Raw genomic sequence first — 24,215 nt, forward strand, 5'->3', positions numbered from 1 at the left:
ACCTCCGTATCAGAACTTTAAATGTTCCGCGCGCACAATCATTGCCAAACCAGATGGCAATTGAACCCTAACACCATCTTTGGCAATTTCTAGCACAGAGGCATCCATCATACTGCTACCCACTTTCACTTTCAGAGTCTGACCGACTTTCAGTGTGTTGATATCAGTAACTGATTTCAAATTCTCTTCGACAGGATTGCTACGAGGTTTTTTCGGAGCGGCAGTTTGTGGACGCTCTTTTTTGTCTGATGGACGGCGACGAGATGCGTTTTCTTTATTATTCGCATCATTTTGACGAGGCGCTTTGTCACTAGGCTTTTTCGCAGCAGGACGCTTTTGCGTTTTTTGTTGCTCTGCGCGTTGGGCTTGAACTCTCGCTTTCGCTTCAGCTAATTGTTGACGCGCATGGGCAATGTGCTCTGCATCTAACTCACCGCAGTCATCTCCATTTAAGTCAACACGTTTTGCGCCTTCTTTAACACCGTAAAGATAACGCCAGCTAGAGGTATACATGCGTAACGCAGAACGTAATTGCGTTTTACTAATACCGTCTTCTTCGGTTAAGTTCCCTACGATATCTTGAAAAATTCCGACTTTCAGCGGACGTGCTTCGCCTTCAGCGATAAAACAGCGTGGAAAACGCTCTGCTAAAAATGCGATAACTTCTTTACTACTATTCAACTTAGGTTGATTTTCCATGAAATTTCCTGATAACAACGATTTTGCCAACCTCACGGGCATGAACAAGCGGACATTATAATCGTGTTGCTGACAATTGCCACGTTCCTATTAATTTTACATACCAATATTTAATAATATTTTGGTATAGAACACATAGCCAAGTGTTGGCATAACTGGTCTGTAAGGTATTGAAGCCCTTTTTCATCCTCTTGATCGAATTGGCCGATATTTGGGCTATCTATGTCTAAAACCCCAATTACCTTGCCATTTACGTTCAATGGAAAGACGATTTCTGAGTTACTTGCGGCATCACAAGCGATATGACCAGGGAAAGCATGCACATCTTCGACACGCTGAACTCGCTCTTGTGAAAATGCAGTACCACAAACGCCTTTATCGAATGCGATTCGAACGCAAGCAACTTTACCTTGGAATGGACCAAGAATCAGTTCATTTCCATCACTCAAGTAAAAACCGACCCAATTGATACCTGATAAACGTTCAAATAATAACGCACTACTATTTGCCAAACTCGCAATTAAATCATACTCTCCAGCGAGAAGTGCAGATAAACTATCTGAAAGTTCGTGATAATACTTCTTTTTATCCATATTTATTTTCAGTTATACCTAAACAAGTAAAAAATATTAGTAAGCGTAGACCGTAGGTTAGCAAGTTGTCACTTTTACGTAAATTTTTTTACACTAGATTACAAGCAAATTAATTCATACAATGAATATATATGACCCACATTAATCATACTGCCATGAATTTGCAACGTTGCTGCCATTGCAACCAAAAAATAGTGACTCCGCCTTTTCAACCTCAGCAAGTCATTGTTTGCCCAAGATGTTCTAGTCAACTTAATGATGGTCGCTCATGGTCGCTCCGTCGTCTCGCGCTATTATCTATTACTTTATTGCTTCTTGCTCCCATCGCTTTTTGGCAACCTCTAATTTCTATTCATCTATTTGGGATACAAATTAATGCCAATGTACTTGATGGTGTTCGTCTAATGAGTGAACAAGGTGATCCGTTTACTGCAAGTATTGTCGCTTTTTGTGCGATAGCGGCCCCATTGCTACTACCTATTTCGATTTTATCTCTCGTCTTAGCCCGTTATTTAGCGATGAACATGCGCCCTATTTTATTGATGATGAAACACCTCAAAGAATGGGTCATGCTAGATGTCTATTTAGTTGGGCTCGGTATTGCAGCAATTAAAATGAAGGATTACGCGACGGTCTATATGGGACATGGACTGATTGCATTCAGCATCATGTCCGTGATTAGTATCCTTATTTTAATCCACATCAATCTCGATGAGTTGTGGCGGCGGCTGTACCCTCTGGAGGAACAAGCGGATTCTCCCCGCGCCAAAACATGTCTAGCTTGCCATTTTACTGGAGAACCGAATAAAAAAGGGAAATGTCAGCGCTGTCATCGCCCACTTCATCATCGTGAACCTCTCAGCCTACAAAAAACATGGGCAGCACTGATTGCTGCCATGGTATTACTGATCCCTGCTAATCTACTGCCTATTTCAATCTTTTATTTAAATGGGCGGCGGTTAGAAGACACAATTTACTCAGGTGTGGTTTCCTTAATTGATTCTGGAAACTGGCCGATTGCCATTATCGTCTTTATTGCCAGTATTTTGGTGCCCTTTGTAAAAATAATCATCATGATATTACTGTTATTTTCAATTCAGTTTAAAAGCCACACCGACCCTATTCTACGTATGAAGTTACTCAAATTCGTTTCATGGATCGGGCGCTGGTCGATGTTAGATTTATTCGTCATCGCCTTAATGATGACATTGGTTAACCGAGATATGCTAATGTCGTTCACCATGGGGCCAGCGGCTTTATATTTTGGTACTGCGGTTATTTTAACTATCCTTGCTGTTGAGTGGTTAGACAGTCGATTAATTTGGGATTCTTATGGAAAATCAAAACCATCAAAATGAAACTTCTGATGAAGTTTCGGAGGCTGTCCGTCGTAAAAGGACAACCATTTCACCCTTTTGGCTGCTTCCCATCATCGCGATTATGATCGCAGGCTGGCTACTGTTCCAACAATGGGTCGAACGCGGTACACAAATTACCATTCAATTTTCTTCCGCTTCTGGGGTTGTTGCTGGGCGAACACCAATCCGCTACCAAGGTGTCGATGTCGGAATGGTACAAACAGTGTCCATCAGTGGTGACATGAAAAGTGTCCTTGTCACCGCGAATGTCAATAAAGATATGCGTTCTGCGCTCACCAGTGGAACGCGCTTTTGGCTGGTCACACCCAAAGCTTCTTTAGCTGGTGTATCGGGGTTAGATGCGCTAGTTGGCGGGAACTACATTGGTATGCAACCCGGTACAGGCTCACCTAAATCTCAGTTTATCGCACTTGATACGCCGCCTCTGCGCAACTTAAATGAAGGTGAATTACTGATTTATCTCACCGCAAAAGATTTAGGGGCGTTGAACGAAAACTCTCCGGTTTATTATCGTAAAGTGCCTGTCGGTTATATTTCCGATTACTCCTTATTACCTGAAAATAAAGGCGTCTCAATCGCCGTTATTATTAAAAAACGCTACGTTAACCTTGTACGCTCAGATAGCCAATTTTGGAATATTTCCGGTATTGAAGGCGGATTTGATCTCAATTCAGGTGCCAGCATCAAAATGGAAAGCCTTTCGGCGGTCATCAATGGTGCTGTAGCATTTGATTCCCCTGAAAACAGTCTGCCGGCACAAACGGGACAACAGTACGTATTACAAGCCAGTAAAGACGATGTCAAACCGCTAGATCAGCAAGGTAACCTAGATTTACAACTCACCCTAACCGCCTTGGATACATTTGGAGTTAACGTAGGTCAACCCGTTGTATACCGCGGGATCAAAATTGGTAAAGTGTTACAACGTCACTTAACTGACGATAATGTTCAGTTCCAAATTTCCATTTTCAATGAATTTAAACATTTGGTTAAACAAGACAGTAAGTTTGTTGCCAATAGCCGTGTCGATGTACAACTGGGTATGAATGGCGTGCAATTCCAAGGCGCTACGCCACAAGAATGGTTAGATGGCGGCTTACATATTATTCCAGGGAAAGGCAAAGATACCTTACCCGAATCATTTCCTTTATACCGTACGGATGAGAATGCCAAAGCAGGTGTTTTAGGCTCAACCCTACCAACGACGATTACGTTGAACACCAATACGCTACCTGATATCCAACAAGGTTCCGTCGTGTTATATCGACAATTTGAAGTGGGTAAAATCGTCTCGATTAAGCCAAATAATGATGGTTTTGCGGTGAATGTCTATATCTCCGCACAATATCGCAACTTACTCACACCACAAAGTGTATTTTGGGCAGAAGGTGGCGCCAAAGTTCAGTTAAATGCAGGTGGTTTAACCGTTCAAGCCTCCCCGCTCAGCCGTGCATTTAGTGGTGCGATTAGCTTTGACAATATCCAATCTGGCTCTTTAGATACTTCACGCCAACACACTCTCTATCCATCAGAAACTGCCGCGAAAGCCATTGGTAGTGCTGTGACGCTAACCACCTTTGATGCCTCTAAATTATCAGAAGGAATGCCTATCCGTTATTTGGGGATTAACATTGGTCAAATCGAATCATTGCAGCTCTCAGCTGATAACCGCGAAGTGAAAGCAAAAGCTATTTTATACCCAGAATATGTGGAAAACTTCACTAAAATTGGCAGCCGTTTTGCCATTGTTACCCCCGAGCTTTCACCTTCTGGGGTCAATAATCTTGATACACTGATCCAACCTTATATTAGTGCAGAGCCGGGGCGCAGTAATAAGAGCCGTTTCCAATTTGAATTGCAAACTGCCAACATTACAGATTCCCGTTATCTCGATGGTCTCACCATTATCCTTGATGCCAGTGAAGCGGGTTCTATTCAGGTAGGAACGCCAATTCTGTTTAGAGGATTAGAGATCGGAACCGTCACCGGGCTTTATTTGGGAGAGCTTTCCGATCGCGTTTATGTTGCAACGCGTATAGGTAAAGAATACCAATATCTGATCCGTGATAATACCCAGTTCTGGTTATCTTCAGGTTACAACCTCGCCTTTGGCTTAACGGGCGGCGTGGTGAAAAGCGGCACATTCAAACAGTTTGTTCGTGGTGGAATCTCACTGGCAACCCCACCAACAGTGCCACTCGCACCTAAAGCTAAACCTGATCAGCATTTCATTCTGAAATTAGAGCCACCAGCGGACTGGTTAGACTGGGGAACCCCTATCCCCAAAAAATAATCCCTAACAAGGCGTCCTATTTTTCAGCAGGACGCCTTTTTTATCTTCCATTCATAAAAAAATATTTTGGAAATGAATTCCATTTATACTATGCTTAATTTCGTTGGGCTGATTTTTTATTGTTAAAATAAAGAGTAAAGAGGAAATGTTATGAGCATAGTTAAATTGAAAATCTCTTCCTATGAAATCAATGATGCAGTAATGGCGGACAAGCGTAGCGATACCGTGAGTATCCCTTGTGATTCTGATTCTGAATTCTGCATGCAATTAGATGGCTGGGACGAACATACAAGTATCCCTGCGACACTGAATGAAAAGCCTGTTTTGCTCTATCGCCAACGTTACGATAAAGAAAATCATCACTGGCTGATGAGAATTGCTTAATGAGTGCGAAGGGGCTAAGTCGAAATATCAGATGGGAAATAACACAAAAAAAGAGGCCTGGTAGATTCCGATTACCGGGCCTTGGGAAATGGCTCTGGCAGAGCCGTGCGCTAAAATTGCCATTGAGACGTAACAAAGTACTCCCTAATACTAGCGTTCAGCTTACGTTCTTACCACTTAAATCAGCAATTATTTCACATATTTTTAACACAATTTATTGCTTAATTTTCCAAGATTGAACTATTTGCATGATAAGTTAAATCTATCAGAGCAATCAGTAAAACCTTTCAATCGCCATTCCCTTGATCTTTCAGCTAAAAAGTCTCAACATCTTATTTATTTTCACACAACTTTTCTGCTGCTTGTTTTAGCGGTAATACTCTCTCTTCAACAGATTTCGAGGTTTCAATCGGTGTGAGTAGTACATCGATCGGCTGTGCTTGAATCTGTTTTTTCTCCATTTGTGCAGTCGCAATATCATTTAGCGGATGCTGCATTAATGTAGCGGGATTAATCACAACCAAGGCTCCATTAGCTCGGCACTCTAACATCACTTCTTCACGTTTTAGTGGCCAATCATCGCCAAACTGTTTTTTACTCACTGTCGCCAATGGTGCAGCAACTGCAGTACTGAATGCTCCACTCAGTAATAATGCACAAACTAGTAATTTGGATTTCATCTAAAGTAACCTTGTCAAACGAGGGTTATATACATAGGAAGCTATTATACAGGTTGGTAGGTAGCAAAAATAGACACCGCAAGAATAGCGATAGTTCCTAGCAATAATTCAGCCCAACTATTCATAATCAAATAGCTGATACGCCCTTGCTGCTGAAGACGGGGAACCACCCAATAACGATTGGTTAGTGCTAACAATACCATCAATCCAACTAATACAATTTTTAGCCATAGCCAAGATTGATATTCGGACAACACTGACGAGAATGGCCAATCAGGCAATAAAATCACACTATTGATAATTCCTGTGACAAGGACGCAAATAACCGCAAGATGCCCTAATTGTGAGTAACGCTTCATTGAAATCACAATTTGCTGGTCTAATCCCGTTTTAAGTTTATCTTTACTGCGCAAGAATTGAATACAAATCAGAAATGGCCACAACCCGCCAAACCAATATGCACAACTAATCAGATGAATAAATTGGTTGATTTGGTGAAACACACCTAATCCCCCATCATGCATTGCAGCATGTCCAATTAATGCATGCAAACCAAGGATAATAATGGAAAAAATAAGGATAAGATAAAGCTTTAGCGTAATCGGGCGTATAAATAGCACCGCCAATAAGCCAACCGCACAGAGGATTTCCCAACGCCAGATTTGTCCAAACGTTGTGCCGAGTACACCTTGCCAAATAGTCATATCAAGCGCATCTTCCCAGCCATCGCCCATCAAACCTGATTGAGCAATCATCCAGCAAAATGTGGTAATAATCGTGATAACTGCGCTAAAGATAATACTTTTCTTCAGTGCAGTTTGTAACAATTCGCGAAATTGCCCGCGACAAACTATCACCGCAAACATTGACATTCCACACATCAACATTGCGGCGATAAAGTGAGCAAATCGCGTTAAGGTATAAAATGCTTCTAGTGACATATTATTTCACAGTGAAGCTATAGTTCCCTTTTGTTTTATGTCCATCAACAGAGACCACGCTCCATTGAACATCATATTTACCCGCAGCTAGCTTACTTTCGACAGGAATAATGACTTTGGTATTGTTGCTAGGATCTAAAGCAGCTTTACCTGTTTTGATAGTTTGTTTATTTTCATCGGTCACATTAACTTTAGTAAAGTTAACTTCAATGCCTTCAGAAAAATTCAGCGTGATTGCTTCAGGGGCTTGCTCTAGAGCGGCGCCCTCAGCGGGTAATTGATCTTTCAGATGGGCATGCGCGAAGGCTTGTTGAAATGACATTCCTAAGAACAGTACAGCGACCGCGCTTAATTTACGCCAAGATGATTTTATCTGGTTGATTGGCATAGTAACCTCTTAATTTGCAGGTGAATTTAGATATATTGCCAATCATTATACGGAAAATAATACGATGCGCAGCGATAAAAGCAGATTTTCTCAGCCAGCTTGTGAACTTTGACACAAAACGAGAATAAAACTCACTCGCAAAAATAAAACAAGCGCCATTCATTACTGAGATGGCGCTTGAAACATAAAATAAGGAAATAGATTAAACGTGCGCTGCTGCCGCTAAACCTTTCAGATCTTTATCCAATAAGAATAGAGATTTACCTGATTCACCCACCATGCCCAGTTTATCAAGCACAGATTTGAACAGTTTCTCTTCTTCATGCTGCTCTGCCACATACCATTGCAGGAAGTTAAATGTTGAATAATCTTGAGTCGTCATCGCTAAATGCGCTAACTTATTGATTTCTGAAGTAATTAACTGCTCATGTTCATAGGTTTTGTTGAATACATCAGCGATAGAGTCAAAATTTTCTGGTGGAGCAGCAATCGCACCTAAGCGAGGTAATGCACCTGTATCGCTAAGGTAATTAAATAAACGTTGCATATGTTCCATCTCTTCTTGCGAGTGTGCTTTTAAGAATGCAGCTGCGCCTTCAAAACCTTTATCGCTACACCAAGCACTCATCTGTAAGTACAGGTTGGCAGAGAAGAATTCAAGATTCAGTTGTTTATTTAGCGCTTCAATCATGTCAGCTTTTAACATAGTTCTACCTTAATGATGATGATTTTAAGAAGTTATACTGCACAGTAACATAATAAATGAATTCATAAAACATTCTTTCCATAAAATTTAATTTATTGATTAACAATGATTTTTAGTAAAAATAACACGAATCAATCGCATTAGCTTTTCATTACCGTCATAATCCTAATTGGCGACTATTATCGAGTTTGAATTTGATATTATTCATTGGTGATATCTTTATTTTATCAAGATTTTCTGTACTTCAATTGCTACAATTACGGCTGATGTTGTTAACTGTTAGGATTTAAAATGAGCCACAATCTTGCCATCCTCCCCAAAGACGAGATGGATAAAATCAACGTTGACCTTCTTGCTTCCGGTGTTGCCTTCAAGGAGCGCTATAATATTCCTATTATTCCTGAAGCCGTCGAACGTGAACAGCCAGAACATCTGCGGGATTACTTTCGGGAAAGACTGGTTTATTATCGCCAGTTATCGATGAATTTTGCTCGTATGCCATATGAGCCAAGAAATCGCTAAAACAAAAAAAGGAGAATTCAATTCTCCTTTTTCGTTCGCTAAACCTGCAAATTAATTGCTGGTGTTATACGTAATCGTGTCGTTTTTGCAATTGACTGTAACACGGTAGTGCAAATCAGATTTTGAGCCTCTGACCACTAAAGGAAGTATGTAACCCTCTTCAGTTTTAGTCACTTCATTGTCATTAATCCAAGCAACTGCTTTTTTACCTACCGCCGCTTTTTCATCTGCCCAACGTGGTAATCTGTTGTTCATAAAGTCATTTTTAACTTGAGCTGCAATTTGTGGTTCAGTGAGATTACCACAACTCACAAATGCCGCAGCTTTACCTTCTTCCTTGTTAGCACTGAACGCAAACGAGCTTAATACAAGCGCACAACCGCCTAAAACAACTGCCATTTTTTTATTAATATTCATACCATCCTCCGGCACCCACGAGATGTAGGTGAAATTGAGATCCATTTTACTCACCAAAACTGCATCAAGGTTAACAACGCCACGCATATATGCTGACGTTATCCATACAGTGTAGTTGCTAAAATAAAACCTATGAGCAAAATGACTTAACCGATATGAATTTATCAGAAATATTTTTAAATGTTAATAGTATGTTTACCGATTATTAATTTTCATCATCGAATCGAGCAACAATTTGCTCTTTATCTTGGTATTTTTCTCTGATTTCGTGCGCTACCAGCGCAATCGCCTCTCCACTACTCATGCCATCTGCCATCAATTGGTGAATACGCTCAACGGCTTCTTGTTGCTCTTCATGGGAAAGTGCTGGCATACCTGAAAACATCATCAACCTCTTTAAATTGTGGACTTATTTTATACATTAGGATTTTCAGCAAATTTTAACAGCTCTTACCTTAATAAGGTAAGATTATATGGTAATCTGGCATCATTCACTGTAGAACCCGATATTAATTGATTGATATGGCTATTAATAAAATACAACTTCCTTACAGCCCAAATGCGGCATTAGATTATTTTGCACCGTTATCACACCAACCGTGGGCTATGCTACTCCACTCAGGTCAGGCTGAGCACTCACACAATCGCTATGATATGATTGTCGCCGATCCGGTCGCAACCCTACTAACCCGTGGTCCTCAAACCGAAATTCAAATACAAAACCAACCCATACAATATTCGGAACAGGACCCTTTCGCCCTTTTACAACAGCAAATTGATCAATACCCCGAAGCAAAATGCATGGATGAGCACTTGCCATTCCAAGGTGGCGCTATGGGTATTTGGAGTTATGATCTCGGTCGCCGCATCGAAAAATTGCCTGAACTCGCCACAACTGAACTGAAGTTTCCTGATATGGCAGTCGGTATTTATTTATGGGGTTTAATTGTCGACCATCATGAACAATGTGTGACGTTGTTTAGTCATCAAGATGTCGAGCAGCGGTTAGCCTGGTTGCAGGCGCAGAAAACGTCACGTAAAGCGCCCTTTGCACTAACATCGCCGTGGCATGCCAACATGACTGAAGAGCAATACCATGAAAATATTGCCCGAATTCACCAATACTTACGCGAAGGTGATTGCTACCAAATCAACCTTGCACAGCGCTTTAAAGCTAAATATAAAGGTAATGAATGGGATGCTTTTCTAACGCTGAATCAACATAACCGCGCGCCATTCTCCTCGTTCATTCGCTTGCCTGATAATGCTATTATCAGCATTTCACCTGAACGCTTTATTCTATTAGAAAAAGGTGAGATTCAAACACGCCCCATTAAAGGAACATTACCTCGACTTGATTCTCCAGAAGAAGATCAGCTGCAAGCTGAAAAGTTAGCAAACTCATCGAAAGATCGTGCTGAAAACTTGATGATTGTAGACTTACTACGTAATGACATTGGACGCGTCGCAAAACCCGGTACTGTGCGCGTGCCTGAACTCTTTAAAGTAGAGCCATTCCCTGCCGTTCATCATCTTGTCAGCACGATTACGGCGACATTAGAGACTCAATACCAAGCTACCGATTTACTTCGCGCATGTTTCCCTGGCGGTTCAATTACGGGAGCACCCAAAATTCGTGCTATGCAGATTATTGAAGAGCTTGAACCGAATCGTCGACATGGATATTGTGGTGCAATAGGCTATATTAGTTTCTGTGGCAATATGGATACGAATATTACAATCCGTACCCTACTTACTGATAAAAAACAGATTTATTGCTGGGCAGGCGGTGGCATTGTTGCTGACAGTCAAGCTGATAAAGAGTATCAAGAGACCTTTGACAAATTGCGTTTAATTTTGCCAATACTAGGAAAACTGGATAACGATGACTGAGCTGAATAGCTTTATTAACCGTTTTCAATTGACACTTCCCCTCTCACGCCAACCCGCCACATCGGCGGGTAAAGCGGCTGCTGTGCTCTTGCCGATTATCAACAAATCCAATCCAACATTGTTACTAACTCAGCGCTCGCCTCTCTTGCGTTCCCATGCAGGGCAAGTCGCCTTCCCCGGTGGTTCACGTGACCCTGAAGATTCAAATTTAATTGCCACGGCGCTACGAGAAGCCTACGAAGAGGTCGCCATGCCGCCTGAAAAAGTGCAAGTTTTAGGGCAGCTCGCTCCGATTACCAGCATTGGCGGTTATCAAGTAACCCCGATTGTTGGACTCGTGCCCGATAATATTCGCTATCAAGCGAATCCAAGCGAGGTTTCGTCTATCTTTGAGATCCCGCTGTTTGATGCGCTATCTCTACAGAAACATAAATATGTGGATATCAATCGCTCTGGTCGTGAGAAACGTGTCTTTTTTTACTGGTATAACAACCATTTAGTTTGGGGTTTAACAGCATCCATCCTGCACCAACTTGCCTTACAGCTGGATTAATTTTCACAGCGAATAATCCTTTTATTCAATTATTTTTCCATTGTCTAAAATACAATTAGTGCTATTTATAACCAATCCACCTTATGTAACTACCTTATTTCAAAAAATACTTTAAACTTACTGGTTAACACTACGAAATAACAGTAAAGTAGCGCCCTTTAAAATAAATCACTATATCTTCATCTTTTGTTTAAGGAGTCCTGCGTGATAAGCGTTTTCGACATGTTTAAAGTGGGCATTGGCCCTTCAAGCTCTCATACAGTTGGTCCGATGAAAGCTGGGAAAGAATTTGTCGATGATTTGGTCAATAAGCAATTATTACCATCCGTCACCCGTGTCGCAGTAGACGTTTATGGCTCTTTATCCTTAACAGGTAAAGGTCACCATACCGATATCGCCATTATTATGGGTTTAGCAGGTAACCTTCCTGCTACCGTTGACATCGAATCAATCCCATCTTTTATCAAAAATGTGGAAGAAACAGAAAAGTTACCATTAGCAAATGGTACCCATACTGTTGAATTTCCACGTGAAGGTGGCATGAATTTCCGTCAAGATAACTTACCGTTACATGAAAACGGAATGACTATCCACGCCTTCGCTGGCGATAAAGAAATTTATACCAAAACCTACTATTCCATCGGTGGTGGTTTCATTGTTGATGAAGAGCATTTTGGTCAAACGGTATTAGACAGCAAACCCGTTTCTTATCCATTCAACTCGGCTGCTGAGTTACTGCTAAAATGTAAAGAATCAGGTTTGTCCATTTCCAGCTTAATGATGAAAAATGAGTTGGATTTACATCCACGTGAAGAAATTGATGCTTACTTTGCTGATGTATGGAAAACCATGCAAGCGTGTATTGAACGCGGTCTTAACACCGAAGGCATTCTACCGGGTCCACTGCGTGTACCACGCCGTGCGCCAGCACTTAACCGTTTAGTTACCTCTGCAAGCAAACTGTCGAACGACCCCATGAACATCGTTGATTTGATCAACATGTATGCATTAGCCGTTAACGAAGAAAACGCAGCGGGTGGGCGCGTCGTGACTGCACCAACTAATGGTGCTTGCGGTATTGTTCCAGCAGTGCTGGCTTACTATAACCACAGTATTGAACCTGTCACCCCTGAACTGTATTTGCGTTATTTCTTAGCCTCTGGGGCAATTGGTATTCTCTACAAAATGAATGCTTCTATCTCCGGCGCTGAAGTCGGTTGCCAAGGTGAAGTTGGTGTGGCGTGTTCTATGGCAGCAGCTGGTCTCGCCGAATTATTTGGCGCAAGCCCAGAGCAAGTGTGTATTGCTGCCGAAATTGGTATGGAACATAATTTAGGTTTAACCTGTGATCCTGTTGCAGGACAAGTTCAAGTACCTTGTATCGAACGTAATGCCATCGCTTCTGTTAAAGCTGTTAACGCAGCACGAATGGCTTTACGCCGAACCAGCGAACCTCGCGTTTCACTGGATAAAGTCATCGAAACTATGTACGAAACCGGTAAAGATATGAATGCTAAGTACCGTGAAACCTCTCGCGGTGGTTTAGCAATCAAAGTCCAATGTGATTAATTATTAGTACGTAGACCCTCCCTCTTCATGGCGTATTATGCATCATGAAGAGGGAAATTTTTCCTCACTTTACCTCCCCCTTATTTAATTTATTTAATTAAGTTAATTGCCCTTACGACTCCCTACCACCATTCTGTCTCTCTCTATCAGCTTTTCTCGTTTCAGCTTTCGATTTTTATCGTTTATGATTGTTTTGCTTTGTCTGTTTTTATCGCCTTTTCTCTTATTTTTGAATCTATACTTTCGTCCTTTTATTACTGAAGATTCTATCCCTCAGACTAAATTTGCTCACTATTCATTCAATTCTAACAATTACCCTCTAAAAAAGTCTCTTTTTTGTTACCGATAACAAAGTAATGTATCGCTATCTTAACAAAATAAAGATTTATTATCTGAATAATATTATATTTTTAGATTTATAGGTTTATTTATCAGTAATATTTGGATCGGTTTTTATTTTTCTGACGCGAAACAAGTTTTTTAGATTAATCCTAGTGATATGATTGGACTGACCATTCAGCTAATAATTGCACTTAACTAATTATTAGCTAGCCACTTAGTTTGAATTTATTCAGCTACTATTTAAGGTGCAGGGGAAACACATAGAGAAGAAGTCCGGTTTCTAACTTCTATTCTATCGTCAATGATGTTTCGATTTATCTGTTAAGAGGGAAAAATAGTGAGTATAGCTATTATGATTGGTACCCACGGAGTTGCTGCCGAACAGCTACTCCGAACCACCGAGATGTTAATAGGCGAGCAAGAAAACGTCTCGTTTATTGACTTTGTCCCTGGGGAAAATGCTGACACGCTATTCGATAAATACACACAAAAGCTGACCACTCTTGATACCTCAGCTGGTGTGCTATTTCTTGTTGATACGTGGGGAGGTAGTCCATTTAATGCTGCTACACGCATTGCCAATGAGCATGACAATTACGAAATCATTACAGGCGTAAATGTCCCAATGCTCGTCGAGACCTTCATGTGCCGCGATGATAACCCATCCATGGATGAGCTGATCACTGTCGCACTCGAAACAGGTCGCGGTGGCATCCGTCCATTCAAGTTTAAAGAAGTTGTTGCAGAAGCACCCGCACCTAAAGCCGTCAACACACCTGCTCCACAACCTGTTATTGCCGGTCCAGGTGAACATATGATCATTGCTTTAGCCCGTGTTGATGACCGTTTAATCCACGGTCAAGTCGCGACGCGCTGGACCAAAGAGATGCGAGTTAAACGCATTATCGTGGTCAGTGACGAAGTGGCAAAAGACACTGTACGTTCCACGCTACTGAAGCAAGTTGCCCCTCCTGGTGTCACCGCCCACGTTGTTGACGTAGATAAATGTGTCCGCGTGTACAACAACCCGAAATACTCGGGTGAGCGTGTCATGCTGTTATTTACTAATCCAACAGACGTACAACGCATTGTTGAACAAGGCGTTGAAATTGACTCGGTCAATATCGGTGGAATGGCTTATACCGAAGGAAAAACCATGGTCACCAATGCCGTATCAATTAACCAAAAAGATATCGATGCATTTAAGTATTTGAATGACAAAAATATTGAGTTAGAAGTCCGTAAAGTTGCTTCAGACAGTAAAGTCCACATGATGGATTTAATTAATAAACTCAAAAAATAATGTTTTAGAAATTAGTTCATATTGAACCGTTACTCAAAAACAGTCTTAAAAACTTGTTGGTTACAGGAGATTAAACAATGGAACTTACCGTTGTTCAAATAGTAATGGTCTTCGTTGTGGCTTGTATCGCCGGTATGGGATCAATCCTCGATGAATTCCAGTTCCACCGCCCTCTCATTGCCTGTACGCTTATTGGTATTGTTCTGGGTGATATGAAAACCGGTATTATTATCGGTGGTACTCTGGAAATGATCGCGTTAGGTTGGATGAACATCGGTGCGGCGGTTGCCCCTGATGCAGCATTAGCCTCCATCATTTCAACCATTCTGGTTATCGCAGGTGGTCAAAGTATCGGCGCGGGTATTGCAATCGCGATACCATTAGCTGCTGCGGGTCAAGTCCTCACCATTATTGTACGTACAGTTACTGTTGCATTCCAACATGCTGCTGACCGTGCTGCGCTCAATGGTAATTTATCCGCGATTGGCTTTATTCATATTTCTGCATTATTACTTCAAGCAATGCGTATCGCCATTCCGGCTCTCATTGTTGCTGTCTCAGTCGGGACATCAGAAGTACAACAGATGCTGGATTCCATCCCTCAGGTTGTTACTGACGGTCTGAATATTGCGGGTGGTATGATTGTTGTTGTGGGTTATGCGATGGTTATTAACATGATGCGCGCTGGCTACCTCATGCCGTTCTTCTATTTAGGTTTCGTCACTGCAGCATTCACTAACTTTAACCTTGTTGCGCTTGGTGTGATTGGAACTGTGATGGCTATCCTATATATCCAACTCAGCCCTAAATACAACAAATCTCAGGTTGTTGTCACACAAAACAGCAATAACAACCTCGACAATGAGCTGGACTAGGAGGAATGCAATAATGGTCGATATCACAAAACCAACCGAAAAGCGGTTAACTCAAAGCGATATTCGCGGCGTATTTCTACGCTCTAACTTATTACAAGGTTCATGGAACTTTGAACGTATGCAAGCCTTAGGCTTTTGCTATTCAATGGTTCCTGTTATTCGTCGTTTGTATCCAGACAACAATGATGATCGTAAACAAGCGATTAAACGTCACCTAGAGTTTTTTAATACTCATCCTTACGTTGCCGCGCCTATTTTAGGTGTCACAATGGCGATGGAAGAAGAACGCGCGAACGGTGCAGATATCGATGACGGTGCTATCAACGGTATTAAAGTCGGTTTGATGGGACCATTAGCGGGTGTCGGTGACCCTATTTTCTGGGGAACCGTGCGTCCCGTGTTTGCTGCATTGGGTGCGGGTATCGCAATGACAGGTAGCCTATTAGGGCCGCTGCTATTCTTTGTTCTTTTTAACTTAGTCCGTTTGCTGACACTTTACTATGGTGTTGCCTATGGCTATAAAAAAGGGATTGATATCGTTCAGGATATTGGTGGTGGGTTCCTGCAAAAACTGACAGAAGGGGCGTCAATTCTCGGTCTGTTCGTTATGGGGGCATTGGTCAATAAATGGACTCATGTCAATATTCCACTCGAAGTTTCGCGGATCAAAAACCAAACTACAGGTGTTGAAGACATCACTACCGTTCAGATGATCCTTGACCAATTAATGCCTGGCTTGGTGCCTCTGTTACTTACCTTCGCCTGTATGTGGCTGTTACGCCGTAAAGTGAACGCTTTATGGATTATTATCGGCTTCTTCGGTTTAGGTATCCTTGGTGCTTGGTTAAACTTCTTAGCGCCATAATTTCTGTTCAATATCAAGAAAGGGAGGTTGCAGCCTCCCTTTTTTACTTTTAAGCTTGATAGCTCGTCCACTTAGTCATGGGTACTCAAATGACCTTAAATGATGCAATTTTAGCCATTATCATTTTGATCATGCTTGTATACGCAATCTATGATGAATTTATCCAAGGAATTCTGAAGGGCAAAACTCTATTAAAAGTTAACTTAAAACGTAAACACAGAGTCGATGCCATTATTTTTATTGTTCTCATTTGCATCGTCATTTATACAAACATTGCTCGACATGGTAATTTATTAACCACTTATTTATTAATGATTACTATTTTTATGGCTATTTATTTAGCCTTTATTCGTCGTCCGAAAGTATTTTTTAAACAAACCGGTTTTTATTTCGCCAATACATTTATTTTATATGAGCGAATTAAAACAATGAATTTATCTGAAGATGGTATTTTAATGATTGGATTGGAGCAAAAGAAAATCCATGTTCAAGTCAACCATCTTGATGATTTACAAAAGATTTATGATTTCTTCATTAATCACAAATAACTACTTTATATATTGGTATAAATATTAAGGTTAATTAAATGTTTAATTAACCTTAATTTTGTTAATATCGAAAATGAAAATTATTATCATTTGCAGAAATCATTATTAATAATTAATATTTTGCCTTTATTAAAATCTATGATATCTTTCGTCCCACGTCATTGGGGAGTAGCCTGTTCTGGAAATATATTCTTTCCAGAAAATCCGTATCAACATACTCGTTTGTTTTTAAACGTGGTGCGGATGCCATTTACTGGTTGGCAAGACCATAGACACATAAATACGCCTTTTGGTTGGGGGTAATTTATGTGTATATGGAAACACCCAACCGAGATTATTGTTATGAGCTTTTACGCCACTCTCATCCTCGCCTTCGCACTATCCATGGATGCTTTTGCTGTCGCTATCTGCAAAGGTGCAGTACTCCATAAACCCCGTTTTCGTGAAATTCTCCGTACTGGATTTATCTTTGGTTTTATCGAAGCCATTACGCCAATCATTGGCTGGGGAATCGGTATTTTAGCTAGCCAGTATGTGATCCGTTGGGATCACTGGATTGCCTTTGCCCTACTATTCATCCTTGGCGGTCGTATGATCTGGCAAAGTCTGACGACGAAAGATGAAGACTGCTGCGATAAACCATCAAGTCATAGTGCAGGAAACCTTGTGTTATCCGCGATAGCCACCAGCCTCGATGCAATGGCGATTGGTTTAGGTTTAGCTTTCTTACAAGTCGATATTGTCCATACCGCAATGACCATTGGTTTAACCACCATGATTATGGCGACGATCGGTATGATGATTGGACGTTACGTGGGTCCACTACTAGGAAAAAAAGCAGAAATATTAGGTGGTTTGGTACTTATCGCGATTGGCTTCAATATCCTTTTTGAACATCTCGAATTGTTTATGTACGCACCGTAATATTCGATATCCCCCTGACTTGTTCAGGGGGATCGTTCAAAGTTTCACCGTGAGTTTATGGTTGATATTGATAAACTCGAATCAAAAAATCTGCGGTATACGCTTTAATTTCTGATTGTTTTAATTGCTGTTTCACTTCTTCAGACGCTCTCCATGCAAATGGCGTCATCTCAAGTAATCCAAATGCCTCTTCTCCAGACAAACTCATCGCGTAATTTAAACGCGTTTCATCAATCAGTTTGAAATCAGGAAGATCTTCCTCTTTTGCTGGATGTAATTTCACTTCATCATAAATCAAGGCTTTTAATTCTTGCAGATGTTCTGCTGCGGGCGTCACGGTAATTAAGATGCCCATAGACATTAATACGCGACTGAGCTCTTGTGCTTTACAGGGTGCGTAAATACGAATAATTCCACTGATGCTGGTATCAGCAAAAGGTAAACGATGACTCGATGCGACACAAAAATTGACTGATTTGTACCGCTTAGCAGCAAAACGGATCGCGACCTTCGAAACATCAAGCCCATACATGTTGATGGGCTTGGATGCTGCTAATAATGACTGTAAAAAATAATCGGTGTAATACCCTTCCCCACACCCAATATCGAGTATGCTTTGGCTATTTTCAGGTAAATATTGTGCAAGTTTTTCCGCGACTTTATTGCGCATAGGTTGATAATGCCCAGCATCTAAAAATTGTCGGCGCGATACCATCATCTCTAAACTATCGCCCGGATCTTTCGAACGCTTATGTTGCACTGGAAGTAAATTAACATAACCCTCTTTGGCGCAATCAAACTGGTGGTTTGCTTCACAACGATAGGTACTGTTAATTAAATTGAGAGGTTTAAAACACAGGGGACATTGATAATTCATACGGTTACACTGATTTAAAAATAATGCGCAGTATACCATATAAGCGGTCAAGCAGCGCCATGGAATTATACCCCCATGGCACCGTGACGTAATCTAGAGGAGTAAAGCGAACTTATTTACCTGCTTTAGTCGCTTCTGGTGCTTTTACTTCACCAGTTTGTTTGACTTCACTCTTTTTAAGTTCTTTTTTACTGTGTTCTGCTTTGGCAACTTCGTGAGTTTTCACACCATGGTTTACATGTTCAGTTTTCACAGTGGTATTTGCTAGTGCGGCACCAGAAACAGCTAATGACAGAACAGTCGCGATTGCTAATAATTTTTTCATTTTGAACGCCTTATTTAAATTCAAACTAACGAGTCATTGATATAAAACTTATATTTTGGTGTAGCTAAAAATTTAAATGGCTTTTTCGGCACTTTTATCTTTAGTTGCACTCACTTTTTTCTCAGTTTTCACTTTTGCGTGATGAGCTTTCGCTGAGTGATGAGCGGCAGCAATTGGCGCTACTGGCTCAGTTTTAGTTGTTGTATTTGCTAATGCAGCACCAGAAACAGCTAATGACAATACAGTTGCGATTGCTAATAACTTTTTCATACTAAGTACCTTAAGATTAATTTATTAAGCAAGGATGTTCTTGCCACACTAATAAATCATATCTGTAGATCATTTCGCAATAGGAGAATATTAAAGATTCTTAAATTTTTTATAGGTTATTTTAATGAATAAATATTTTAATTTTGTTGATATTCCATTTACTTTCATAGGTTAATTTTCAATCTTTATTTGATTTACTGCGAAGTTAATTTATTTATAAATATCAAATAGATAAATTAAAGATAGTCTTGATGTTAATTTTTTGGTTTTAAAGATCATCTTCATTCCAATTTATTTGATATCTATTTTTTCTTCGTTTTTATTTTAAAAACTCACTTTTTATCTTACTAATTTAATAAAGTTTCTTTTTTTAAGATGTACTGACTTTTATTTTTATCTAAAGAGAACTTTTTTTGCTTACTTCAAGTAAAAAAGCCATTCAATCTTGAATGGCTTTTTTACGGATAATTTAAATTTTAAAATTAAAAATGGGCAAACTCAGGAATAGGCTTACGCCCATGAGCTTCTAAAAAGTCTAAAACACGACGTGGCGTGGTATTCAAAATTCGAGATTCCGGAAAATCGATCGATTTCAGCATTTCAATCACTTCATCAAAATGCCCTAAATAGCTAACATGATGAGAATCTGAGCCTAATGCAACCCAACCACCCGCTTCTTTCACCGCTTTTGCTATTTCTATGCAGTTCTTCTTACTACCCGCTCTAGAATGCAAGAAAGAGGAGTTGTTCATCTCTAGTGCCACGTTGCACTCTTTGGCTGCTTGGGCAACGGCTTTAATATCAATAGGATATTTGGGATTACCAGGATGAGTAATAATTTGCACTTTTCCGCTACGAATAGTGGCGATCATCGCTTCAGTATTCTCTTCTAAACTTTGTGGTTCTAAAACAGGCTCATGGAAACCCGCTAATATAATATCTAGGTGACGAGCTATCTTTTCATTGCAGTCTGTCTCACCTAACTTATTCTTAATATTTGCTTCGATTCCATAGAGCAAACCAACACCGCCTACAATGCGTGGCAATATTGGCATATTCCCAAAGTGCCACTCATGTGGAGCATCTTGCATCTCTGGGCCATGGTCAGTAATCGCAAATAGTTTCATGCCACAAGCGGCGGCTTCTGCAAAGTATTCATTAACAGTGCTAAATGCATGGGTGCTGGCGATAGTGTGAGCATGTAAATCAACTTGATACATAGAATATCCTTCTAATTCTTCTATTTGCCTTCTGACATTATTCAGATTGAAAAGGTTATCTCCAAACTAACATATCCCTACTCATGATTCGATAACAATTCTGTTAAACCGCACTTATCGGATCGTCATAGTAAATTGCAATTATTCTGATACCTCCATATACATAAAAAAACCCGCCACATGGACGGGTTTAAGTTCAGATAAAATGCCTTAATTCACAAGAATCCGCTTGTTTGTGGCTCCCCACAAAATGGACATTTCTGTAAACAAAGCACCGCTAATCTCTTCAACTTCCTCAGCGGTAATTTCTCCATTGCCTTGTTTACCAAAAAAGACAACCTCATCCCCTGGCTGAACATTTTTAAGGTCAGTAATGTCTACCATTACGGTATTCATGGATGTTTTCCCAAAAACCGGCACACGTTGACCATTAATCAATACATGGCCAGCATTACTGAAGACACGACGATATCCATCCGCATAACCAACAGGTATATTGGCTAACACTGAGTCACGCTTCAAAGTGTAAGTTCTATCATAACCCACTGTATTTCCTTTCGGATAATGATTAACAGCCGCAATATTTGATTTAAACGTCATGACACGTTTGTAATCTTTGGTCGCAATAGTGTCACCATAAAAAATGCCACCAACACGTACCATATCTAACCACGATTCCGGTACCGTTAATGTTGCATAAGTATTCGCCACATGCAGTGTCACGTCCTCACGCTTTAGCCCTGTCATCTTTAACACTTGTTGAGACTGTTTTTTAAACTTAGCCAGATCCTGTCTAATTTGCGCTTCATCTTCTTCTGGGTAATGCGACATAATCCCGACAATCTTTAAATTTGGTAACTGCGAAATTAGCTTAGCTTGTTGTAATCCCTCAGCATTGCTAACCTCTAATCCATTGCGCGACATACCGGCTGAATTCAATGCAAGATGAATAGGAATAATGGTGTTTTGTTTCGCCCCAATCGCATTTAAGCGCTGCGCCATATCCAAGTTACCAATGAGTTCTTCTACATGAAATTCCGTCGCTTGAGCCATTTCTTTCTCAGTGGCGTTACGCACTCGCATTAAACGACCTTTAAAGCCTAAATCACGAACCTGCTTAAACTCTGTATTACTCGTTAATCCAATGCATTGGACATTATTCTCAATCATCACTGGTGTGACGAGCGTCAAATCATGCCCATAGGAATCCCCTTTTAAAACGGCGCACAACCCCGCTTTATCACCCAATAATGTTTGCACTTTCTTGATATTGTAATCCAACGCACTGTGCGAAATTTCTATCCACGAATTATTAATGACCGCGGGTTGAACTTGTGCTGATGAGGTTTCAATGATGTTGGTTTTCGCGGGTTGCTGGCAGGCTGTCGCAACCAGCAAAGGCAAAAGAGCAAGATATCTAAGACGAAATGACACGTTTTTATCCTTAGCCATGGTTCAGTGAGTTTCCCCTCACCTTTATTATTATGATTACGGGGAGTGAACATATACCTTCTATGTATATAGGCTGCTGATAATAACAAGCTGAATTAATTGAACAAGTGATAATTGGGATATTTTGAATAAAAAATCACATTTTATGAATTTATAGTTATTTTCCATACATCTATTTTGATTTTATCGGTCATCATCTCCCCGTAAGCGCTCCATCCAAAATGAAAATAATAAAAATATAGCAAAGTCCCAATTTATGGACTTTAAAGCAATAAAAACACATTAGGTCCATAATTTAGGACTTACCAATGCATTTGACTAGAGTATTATAAAGTCCTATATTTGATACATTAAAGTGTAATATTGCACACTATGTCCAAATTGGGGGACATTATGACCAAGATAAAATCCGCTTTAGCTTATGCAGAGCAAATAGGTGAACGTCTAAAGCAAGCGAGACTCAATCAAAATTTAACCCAAGCTAAATTAGCGCAATTTGTTGGTGTCTCACGCAAAACAATCATGGCCGCAGAAAAAGGTCATGCCCAGCTAGAAATGTTTATTGCCATCATGATGGCACTCAACCTAACTGAACAATTAGATTTATTTTTACCTCCACAGCCAATATCCCCTATTCAGCTGATGAAGCTACAAGGAAAAAAACGTCAACGTGCATCTGGACAACGTACTGATATTGAAGAGGAAGAATTAGAATGGTAATGGAAGTCATCGAAGTGTGCTACCAAGGTGACAGTATTGGCGCATTAAGCTTTGATTCCTCTACGGGTCTTGGCGCGTTTGAATACACTCCTGAATTCATTAAAAAAGGCATCCAGCTTTCTCCGTTAAAGATGCCTTTATCTCCGCATATTTATCGTTTTCCTGAGCTCGATTATCAGACATTCAAAGGGCTACCAGGGTTAATTGCCGATTCTCTGCCCGATGATTTTGGTAACGCAGTCATGAATGCTTGGGTTTCGAGCCAAGGTAAATCCGTTGACAGCATTACACCTTTGCAGCGCCTGCAATACACGGGAAAACGCGGAATGGGCGCACTAGAGTACATCCCTGCTACAAAACTTCATTCCGGTAATAAGCAATCCGACATTCAGATTGAATCTCTTGTTGCTATCGCACAGGAGGTTCTCGATTTACGTGGCGATTTTCATTTGGAATTAAATCGTAATCACCAAGAAGATTCGGCTGCCATGATTGAACTACTTTCTGTCGGAATGAGTGCAGGTGGAGCAAGACCTAAGGCTGTGCTTGCCTTTAACCAAGACTTTACCCAAGTTCGATCAGGTCAATCTGATATTCCGGATAACTTCACGCATTATTTAATGAAATTTGATGGCGTCAGTGAGCATAATAAAAACCAAGAAACGTTTGGAGATCCCCTAGGCTACGGGGCAATGGAATATGTTTATCACCTGATGGCAAGACAGAGCGGTGTAGATATGATGCCCTGCCATTTATTAGATGAAGGTGCTAGACGGCATTTTATTACTCAGCGTTTTGATCGCATTGGTAATCAAAAAATTCATGTACAAACCTTAAACGGGCTAGCCCATGTGGATTATAAAAAGCCAGGCTCATTTTCTTATGCAGAACTATTTGGTATAGCGCGCGAACTGAGATTATCTGCAAATGACGCTTACCAATTATTGAGGCGTATGGCATTTAATATTATCGCTCGTAATCATGATGACCATTCGAAAAACTTTGCATTTATGCTTAAAGATAATAAATGGATTTTAGCGCCTGCATACGATCTTGCTTATAGTTATAAGCCTGGCAGCAAGTGGGTAAATAGCCATTGGATGAGTTTAAATGGGAAAAGAGATGATTTTAGCCGCGACGATTTTTATTCTTTAATCAAGCTCAGCCCAGCATTTAACAAACAAAAAATCGATAATATTATCGATGAAACTATCGATGCAGTTTCACAATGGAATGATCTCGCCAAGGAGTGGGAAGTTCCGACGACATTGGCTGATGAGATAAGTAAAAATTTGAGGCTGGATATTTGACCAGCTTAGTTAATAAAACTGTTTTATATTTAAAAAACAAAAAGGCACCAGTAAGTAACTGATGCCTTTAACATTAATGATTTCTAAAAATCGCTATCGATAATAGCTAAATCATTCCCACTCAATTGTTTTAGAACCACATAACCAATTGATTTATATAAATCAAG

At 40.4% G+C, this 24,215-nt stretch carries 27 protein-coding genes and 1 riboswitch; of the genes, 14 read left to right on the forward strand and 13 right to left on the reverse strand.

Features of this window, described 5'->3' with window-relative positions; genetic code table 11:
• Window positions 1–9 precede the first annotated feature (9 nt).
• Together proQ and PROVALCAL_RS08460 are read right to left on the reverse strand one after the other, a co-directional pair.
• Complete coding sequence (proQ, locus tag PROVALCAL_RS08455; RefSeq protein WP_006661641.1) at window positions 10–699, reverse strand: RNA chaperone ProQ; 690 nt, start codon at window positions 697–699, stop codon at window positions 10–12.
• 110 nt (window positions 700–809) lie between these two features.
• On the reverse strand, window positions 810–1,292 hold the full coding sequence (locus PROVALCAL_RS08460) for a GAF domain-containing protein (protein WP_006658784.1): 483 nt from the start codon (window positions 1,290–1,292) through the stop codon (window positions 810–812).
• A 131-nt stretch (window positions 1,293–1,423) separates the two neighbouring features.
• On the opposite strand from PROVALCAL_RS08460, the gene yebS reads away from it, so the two are divergent.
• The 3 genes from yebS (at window position 1,424) to PROVALCAL_RS08475 (ending at window position 5,348) form a co-directional block, all read left to right on the forward strand.
• Entirely contained in the window at window positions 1,424–2,650 is a 1,227-nt protein-coding gene (gene yebS, locus PROVALCAL_RS08465; RefSeq protein ID WP_039861798.1) for a membrane integrity lipid transport subunit YebS, read from the forward strand.
• Window positions 2,625–4,964, forward strand: a complete 2,340-nt coding sequence (locus PROVALCAL_RS08470) for a PqiB family protein (RefSeq protein WP_006658786.1) — start codon at window positions 2,625–2,627, stop codon at window positions 4,962–4,964. The genes yebS and PROVALCAL_RS08470 overlap by 26 nt, the downstream gene beginning before the upstream one ends.
• A 150-nt stretch (window positions 4,965–5,114) precedes the next feature.
• Window positions 5,115–5,348: a DUF1480 family protein gene (locus PROVALCAL_RS08475; protein ID WP_006658787.1), complete on the forward strand. Its 234-nt coding sequence runs from the start codon at window positions 5,115–5,117 to the stop codon at window positions 5,346–5,348.
• A 332-nt stretch (window positions 5,349–5,680) separates the two neighbouring features.
• On the opposite strand, the gene PROVALCAL_RS08485 is transcribed toward PROVALCAL_RS08475, so the two are convergent.
• From PROVALCAL_RS08485 to ftnA, 4 genes are all read right to left on the reverse strand, one after another.
• Window positions 5,681–6,028 (reverse strand): DUF2511 domain-containing protein, encoded by a 348-nt coding sequence (locus PROVALCAL_RS08485; RefSeq protein WP_006658789.1) that lies wholly within the window; start codon window positions 6,026–6,028, stop codon window positions 5,681–5,683.
• 44 nt (window positions 6,029–6,072) lie between these two features.
• Window positions 6,073–6,969 (reverse strand): copper homeostasis membrane protein CopD, encoded by an 897-nt coding sequence (gene copD / locus PROVALCAL_RS08490; RefSeq protein WP_006658790.1) that lies wholly within the window; start codon window positions 6,967–6,969, stop codon window positions 6,073–6,075.
• A gap of 1 nt (window position 6,970) precedes the next feature.
• Window positions 6,971–7,357 carry a copper homeostasis periplasmic binding protein CopC gene (gene copC / locus PROVALCAL_RS08495; RefSeq protein WP_006658791.1) on the reverse strand — a complete coding sequence of 129 codons (387 nt, stop codon included), beginning with the start codon at window positions 7,355–7,357 and terminating at the stop codon, window positions 6,971–6,973.
• Between the two features lie 202 nt (window positions 7,358–7,559).
• Window positions 7,560–8,063 carry a non-heme ferritin gene (gene ftnA / locus PROVALCAL_RS08500; protein WP_006658792.1) on the reverse strand — a complete coding sequence of 168 codons (504 nt, stop codon included), beginning with the start codon at window positions 8,061–8,063 and terminating at the stop codon, window positions 7,560–7,562.
• 291 nt (window positions 8,064–8,354) lie between these two features.
• Here ftnA and PROVALCAL_RS08505 point away from each other — a divergent pair, with 291 nt between their 5' ends.
• Entirely contained in the window at window positions 8,355–8,585 is a 231-nt protein-coding gene (locus PROVALCAL_RS08505; RefSeq protein ID WP_006658793.1) for a DNA polymerase III subunit theta, read from the forward strand.
• 51 nt (window positions 8,586–8,636) lie between these two features.
• Here the strand turns inward: PROVALCAL_RS08505 and yebF are convergent, their stop codons facing one another.
• Together yebF and PROVALCAL_RS08515 are read right to left on the reverse strand one after the other, a co-directional pair.
• Window positions 8,637–9,002 (reverse strand): protein YebF, encoded by a 366-nt coding sequence (gene yebF / locus PROVALCAL_RS08510; RefSeq protein WP_039861826.1) that lies wholly within the window; start codon window positions 9,000–9,002, stop codon window positions 8,637–8,639.
• Window positions 9,003–9,207: 205 nt separating this feature from the next.
• Complete coding sequence (locus PROVALCAL_RS08515; RefSeq protein WP_006661634.1) at window positions 9,208–9,387, reverse strand: YoaH family protein; 180 nt, start codon at window positions 9,385–9,387, stop codon at window positions 9,208–9,210.
• 137 nt (window positions 9,388–9,524) lie between these two features.
• On the opposite strand from PROVALCAL_RS08515, the gene pabB reads away from it, so the two are divergent.
• The 8 genes from pabB (at window position 9,525) to mntP (ending at window position 17,874) form a co-directional block, all read left to right on the forward strand.
• The gene (pabB, locus tag PROVALCAL_RS08520; RefSeq protein WP_006658796.1) at window positions 9,525–10,895 is read left to right on the forward strand and encodes an aminodeoxychorismate synthase component 1; all 1,371 of its coding nucleotides are present in this window, start codon (window positions 9,525–9,527) and stop codon (window positions 10,893–10,895) included.
• Window positions 10,888–11,448 carry a CoA pyrophosphatase gene (locus PROVALCAL_RS08525; protein WP_006658797.1) on the forward strand — a complete coding sequence of 187 codons (561 nt, stop codon included), beginning with the start codon at window positions 10,888–10,890 and terminating at the stop codon, window positions 11,446–11,448. Before pabB ends, PROVALCAL_RS08525 begins: the two co-directional genes overlap by 8 nt.
• A gap of 204 nt (window positions 11,449–11,652) precedes the next feature.
• Window positions 11,653–13,017 (forward strand): L-serine ammonia-lyase, encoded by a 1,365-nt coding sequence (locus tag PROVALCAL_RS08530; RefSeq protein WP_039861799.1) that lies wholly within the window; start codon window positions 11,653–11,655, stop codon window positions 13,015–13,017.
• Window positions 13,018–13,696: 679 nt separating this feature from the next.
• Window positions 13,697–14,662, forward strand: coding sequence for a PTS mannose transporter subunit IIAB (manX, locus tag PROVALCAL_RS08535; protein ID WP_006661631.1), 966 nt, complete (start codon window positions 13,697–13,699; stop codon window positions 14,660–14,662).
• A 77-nt stretch (window positions 14,663–14,739) separates the two neighbouring features.
• A complete protein-coding gene (locus tag PROVALCAL_RS08540; protein ID WP_006658800.1) occupies window positions 14,740–15,537 on the forward strand; it encodes a PTS mannose/fructose/sorbose transporter subunit IIC in 798 nt (265 codons plus the stop codon).
• 13 nt (window positions 15,538–15,550) lie between these two features.
• Window positions 15,551–16,402, forward strand: a complete 852-nt coding sequence (locus PROVALCAL_RS08545) for a PTS mannose transporter subunit IID (protein WP_006661630.1) — start codon at window positions 15,551–15,553, stop codon at window positions 16,400–16,402.
• An 89-nt stretch (window positions 16,403–16,491) separates the two neighbouring features.
• Window positions 16,492–16,950 carry a DUF986 family protein gene (locus PROVALCAL_RS08550; RefSeq protein WP_039861800.1) on the forward strand — a complete coding sequence of 153 codons (459 nt, stop codon included), beginning with the start codon at window positions 16,492–16,494 and terminating at the stop codon, window positions 16,948–16,950.
• A gap of 151 nt (window positions 16,951–17,101) precedes the next feature.
• Window positions 17,102–17,286: riboswitch (yybP-ykoY riboswitch) on the forward strand.
• Window positions 17,287–17,292: 6 nt separating this feature from the next.
• The gene (mntP, locus tag PROVALCAL_RS08555; protein WP_006661628.1) at window positions 17,293–17,874 is read left to right on the forward strand and encodes a manganese efflux pump MntP; all 582 of its coding nucleotides are present in this window, start codon (window positions 17,293–17,295) and stop codon (window positions 17,872–17,874) included.
• Between the two features lie 55 nt (window positions 17,875–17,929).
• On the opposite strand, the gene rlmA is transcribed toward mntP, so the two are convergent.
• The 5 genes from rlmA to alr all read right to left on the reverse strand — a co-directional run bounded on the left by rlmA (window position 17,930) and on the right by alr (window position 22,000).
• Window positions 17,930–18,751 carry a 23S rRNA (guanine(745)-N(1))-methyltransferase gene (gene rlmA, locus PROVALCAL_RS08560; RefSeq protein ID WP_006658804.1) on the reverse strand — a complete coding sequence of 274 codons (822 nt, stop codon included), beginning with the start codon at window positions 18,749–18,751 and terminating at the stop codon, window positions 17,930–17,932.
• A gap of 112 nt (window positions 18,752–18,863) precedes the next feature.
• On the reverse strand, window positions 18,864–19,076 hold the full coding sequence (locus PROVALCAL_RS08565; protein ID WP_006658805.1) for a hypothetical protein: 213 nt from the start codon (window positions 19,074–19,076) through the stop codon (window positions 18,864–18,866).
• Window positions 19,077–19,148: 72 nt separating this feature from the next.
• The gene (locus tag PROVALCAL_RS08570) at window positions 19,149–19,346 is read right to left on the reverse strand and encodes a hypothetical protein (RefSeq protein ID WP_006658806.1); all 198 of its coding nucleotides are present in this window, start codon (window positions 19,344–19,346) and stop codon (window positions 19,149–19,151) included.
• 482 nt (window positions 19,347–19,828) lie between these two features.
• Window positions 19,829–20,566 carry a phosphatase gene (locus PROVALCAL_RS08575; protein ID WP_006658807.1) on the reverse strand — a complete coding sequence of 246 codons (738 nt, stop codon included), beginning with the start codon at window positions 20,564–20,566 and terminating at the stop codon, window positions 19,829–19,831.
• 210 nt (window positions 20,567–20,776) lie between these two features.
• On the reverse strand, window positions 20,777–22,000 hold the full coding sequence (gene alr, locus PROVALCAL_RS08580; protein ID WP_039861827.1) for an alanine racemase: 1,224 nt from the start codon (window positions 21,998–22,000) through the stop codon (window positions 20,777–20,779).
• A gap of 411 nt (window positions 22,001–22,411) precedes the next feature.
• Here alr and PROVALCAL_RS08585 point away from each other — a divergent pair, with 411 nt between their 5' ends.
• Together PROVALCAL_RS08585 and PROVALCAL_RS08590 are read left to right on the forward strand one after the other, a co-directional pair.
• Window positions 22,412–22,738 (forward strand): helix-turn-helix transcriptional regulator, encoded by a 327-nt coding sequence (locus PROVALCAL_RS08585; protein WP_039861801.1) that lies wholly within the window; start codon window positions 22,412–22,414, stop codon window positions 22,736–22,738.
• Complete coding sequence (locus PROVALCAL_RS08590) at window positions 22,732–24,048, forward strand: type II toxin-antitoxin system HipA family toxin (RefSeq protein ID WP_006658810.1); 1,317 nt, start codon at window positions 22,732–22,734, stop codon at window positions 24,046–24,048. Before PROVALCAL_RS08585 ends, PROVALCAL_RS08590 begins: the two co-directional genes overlap by 7 nt.
• Window positions 24,049–24,215: the final 167 nt, after the last annotated feature.

The organism is Providencia alcalifaciens DSM 30120 (assembly GCF_000173415.1).
Classification (GTDB): Bacteria; Pseudomonadota; Gammaproteobacteria; order Enterobacterales; family Enterobacteriaceae; genus Providencia; species Providencia alcalifaciens.

What these genes read in the sequence shown, in the direction of transcription:
- PROVALCAL_RS08515 (WP_006661634.1), bottom strand. Translation starts at nt 9,387, where the DNA reads ATGTTTTCAGGTATGCCAGCACTTTCCCATGAAGAGCAACAAGAAGCC.
- proQ (WP_006661641.1), bottom strand. Translation starts at nt 699, where the DNA reads ATGGAAAATCAACCTAAGTTGAATAGTAGTAAAGAAGTTATCGCATTT.
- PROVALCAL_RS08565 (WP_006658805.1), bottom strand. Translation starts at nt 19,076, where the DNA reads ATGAAAAAATTATTAGCAATCGCGACTGTTCTGTCATTAGCTGTTTCT.
- PROVALCAL_RS08460 (WP_006658784.1), bottom strand. Translation starts at nt 1,292, where the DNA reads ATGGATAAAAAGAAGTATTATCACGAACTTTCAGATAGTTTATCTGCA.
- PROVALCAL_RS08585 (WP_039861801.1), top strand. Translation starts at nt 22,412, where the DNA reads ATGACCAAGATAAAATCCGCTTTAGCTTATGCAGAGCAAATAGGTGAA.
- PROVALCAL_RS08545 (WP_006661630.1), top strand. Translation starts at nt 15,551, where the DNA reads ATGGTCGATATCACAAAACCAACCGAAAAGCGGTTAACTCAAAGCGAT.
- PROVALCAL_RS08570 (WP_006658806.1), bottom strand. Translation starts at nt 19,346, where the DNA reads ATGAAAAAGTTATTAGCAATCGCAACTGTATTGTCATTAGCTGTTTCT.
- PROVALCAL_RS08470 (WP_006658786.1), top strand. Translation starts at nt 2,625, where the DNA reads ATGGAAAATCAAAACCATCAAAATGAAACTTCTGATGAAGTTTCGGAG.
- mntP (WP_006661628.1), top strand. Translation starts at nt 17,293, where the DNA reads ATGAGCTTTTACGCCACTCTCATCCTCGCCTTCGCACTATCCATGGAT.
- PROVALCAL_RS08525 (WP_006658797.1), top strand. Translation starts at nt 10,888, where the DNA reads ATGACTGAGCTGAATAGCTTTATTAACCGTTTTCAATTGACACTTCCC.
- PROVALCAL_RS08590 (WP_006658810.1), top strand. Translation starts at nt 22,732, where the DNA reads ATGGTAATGGAAGTCATCGAAGTGTGCTACCAAGGTGACAGTATTGGC.
- PROVALCAL_RS08540 (WP_006658800.1), top strand. Translation starts at nt 14,740, where the DNA reads ATGGAACTTACCGTTGTTCAAATAGTAATGGTCTTCGTTGTGGCTTGT.
- yebF (WP_039861826.1), bottom strand. Translation starts at nt 9,002, where the DNA reads ATGAATATTAATAAAAAAATGGCAGTTGTTTTAGGCGGTTGTGCGCTT.
- copD (WP_006658790.1), bottom strand. Translation starts at nt 6,969, where the DNA reads ATGTCACTAGAAGCATTTTATACCTTAACGCGATTTGCTCACTTTATC.
- copC (WP_006658791.1), bottom strand. Translation starts at nt 7,357, where the DNA reads ATGCCAATCAACCAGATAAAATCATCTTGGCGTAAATTAAGCGCGGTC.
- PROVALCAL_RS08475 (WP_006658787.1), top strand. Translation starts at nt 5,115, where the DNA reads ATGAGCATAGTTAAATTGAAAATCTCTTCCTATGAAATCAATGATGCA.
- pabB (WP_006658796.1), top strand. Translation starts at nt 9,525, where the DNA reads ATGGCTATTAATAAAATACAACTTCCTTACAGCCCAAATGCGGCATTA.
- PROVALCAL_RS08550 (WP_039861800.1), top strand. Translation starts at nt 16,492, where the DNA reads ATGACCTTAAATGATGCAATTTTAGCCATTATCATTTTGATCATGCTT.
- PROVALCAL_RS08485 (WP_006658789.1), bottom strand. Translation starts at nt 6,028, where the DNA reads ATGAAATCCAAATTACTAGTTTGTGCATTATTACTGAGTGGAGCATTC.
- PROVALCAL_RS08575 (WP_006658807.1), bottom strand. Translation starts at nt 20,566, where the DNA reads ATGTATCAAGTTGATTTACATGCTCACACTATCGCCAGCACCCATGCA.
- yebS (WP_039861798.1), top strand. Translation starts at nt 1,424, where the DNA reads ATGACCCACATTAATCATACTGCCATGAATTTGCAACGTTGCTGCCAT.
- PROVALCAL_RS08505 (WP_006658793.1), top strand. Translation starts at nt 8,355, where the DNA reads ATGAGCCACAATCTTGCCATCCTCCCCAAAGACGAGATGGATAAAATC.
- ftnA (WP_006658792.1), bottom strand. Translation starts at nt 8,063, where the DNA reads ATGTTAAAAGCTGACATGATTGAAGCGCTAAATAAACAACTGAATCTT.
- rlmA (WP_006658804.1), bottom strand. Translation starts at nt 18,751, where the DNA reads ATGAATTATCAATGTCCCCTGTGTTTTAAACCTCTCAATTTAATTAAC.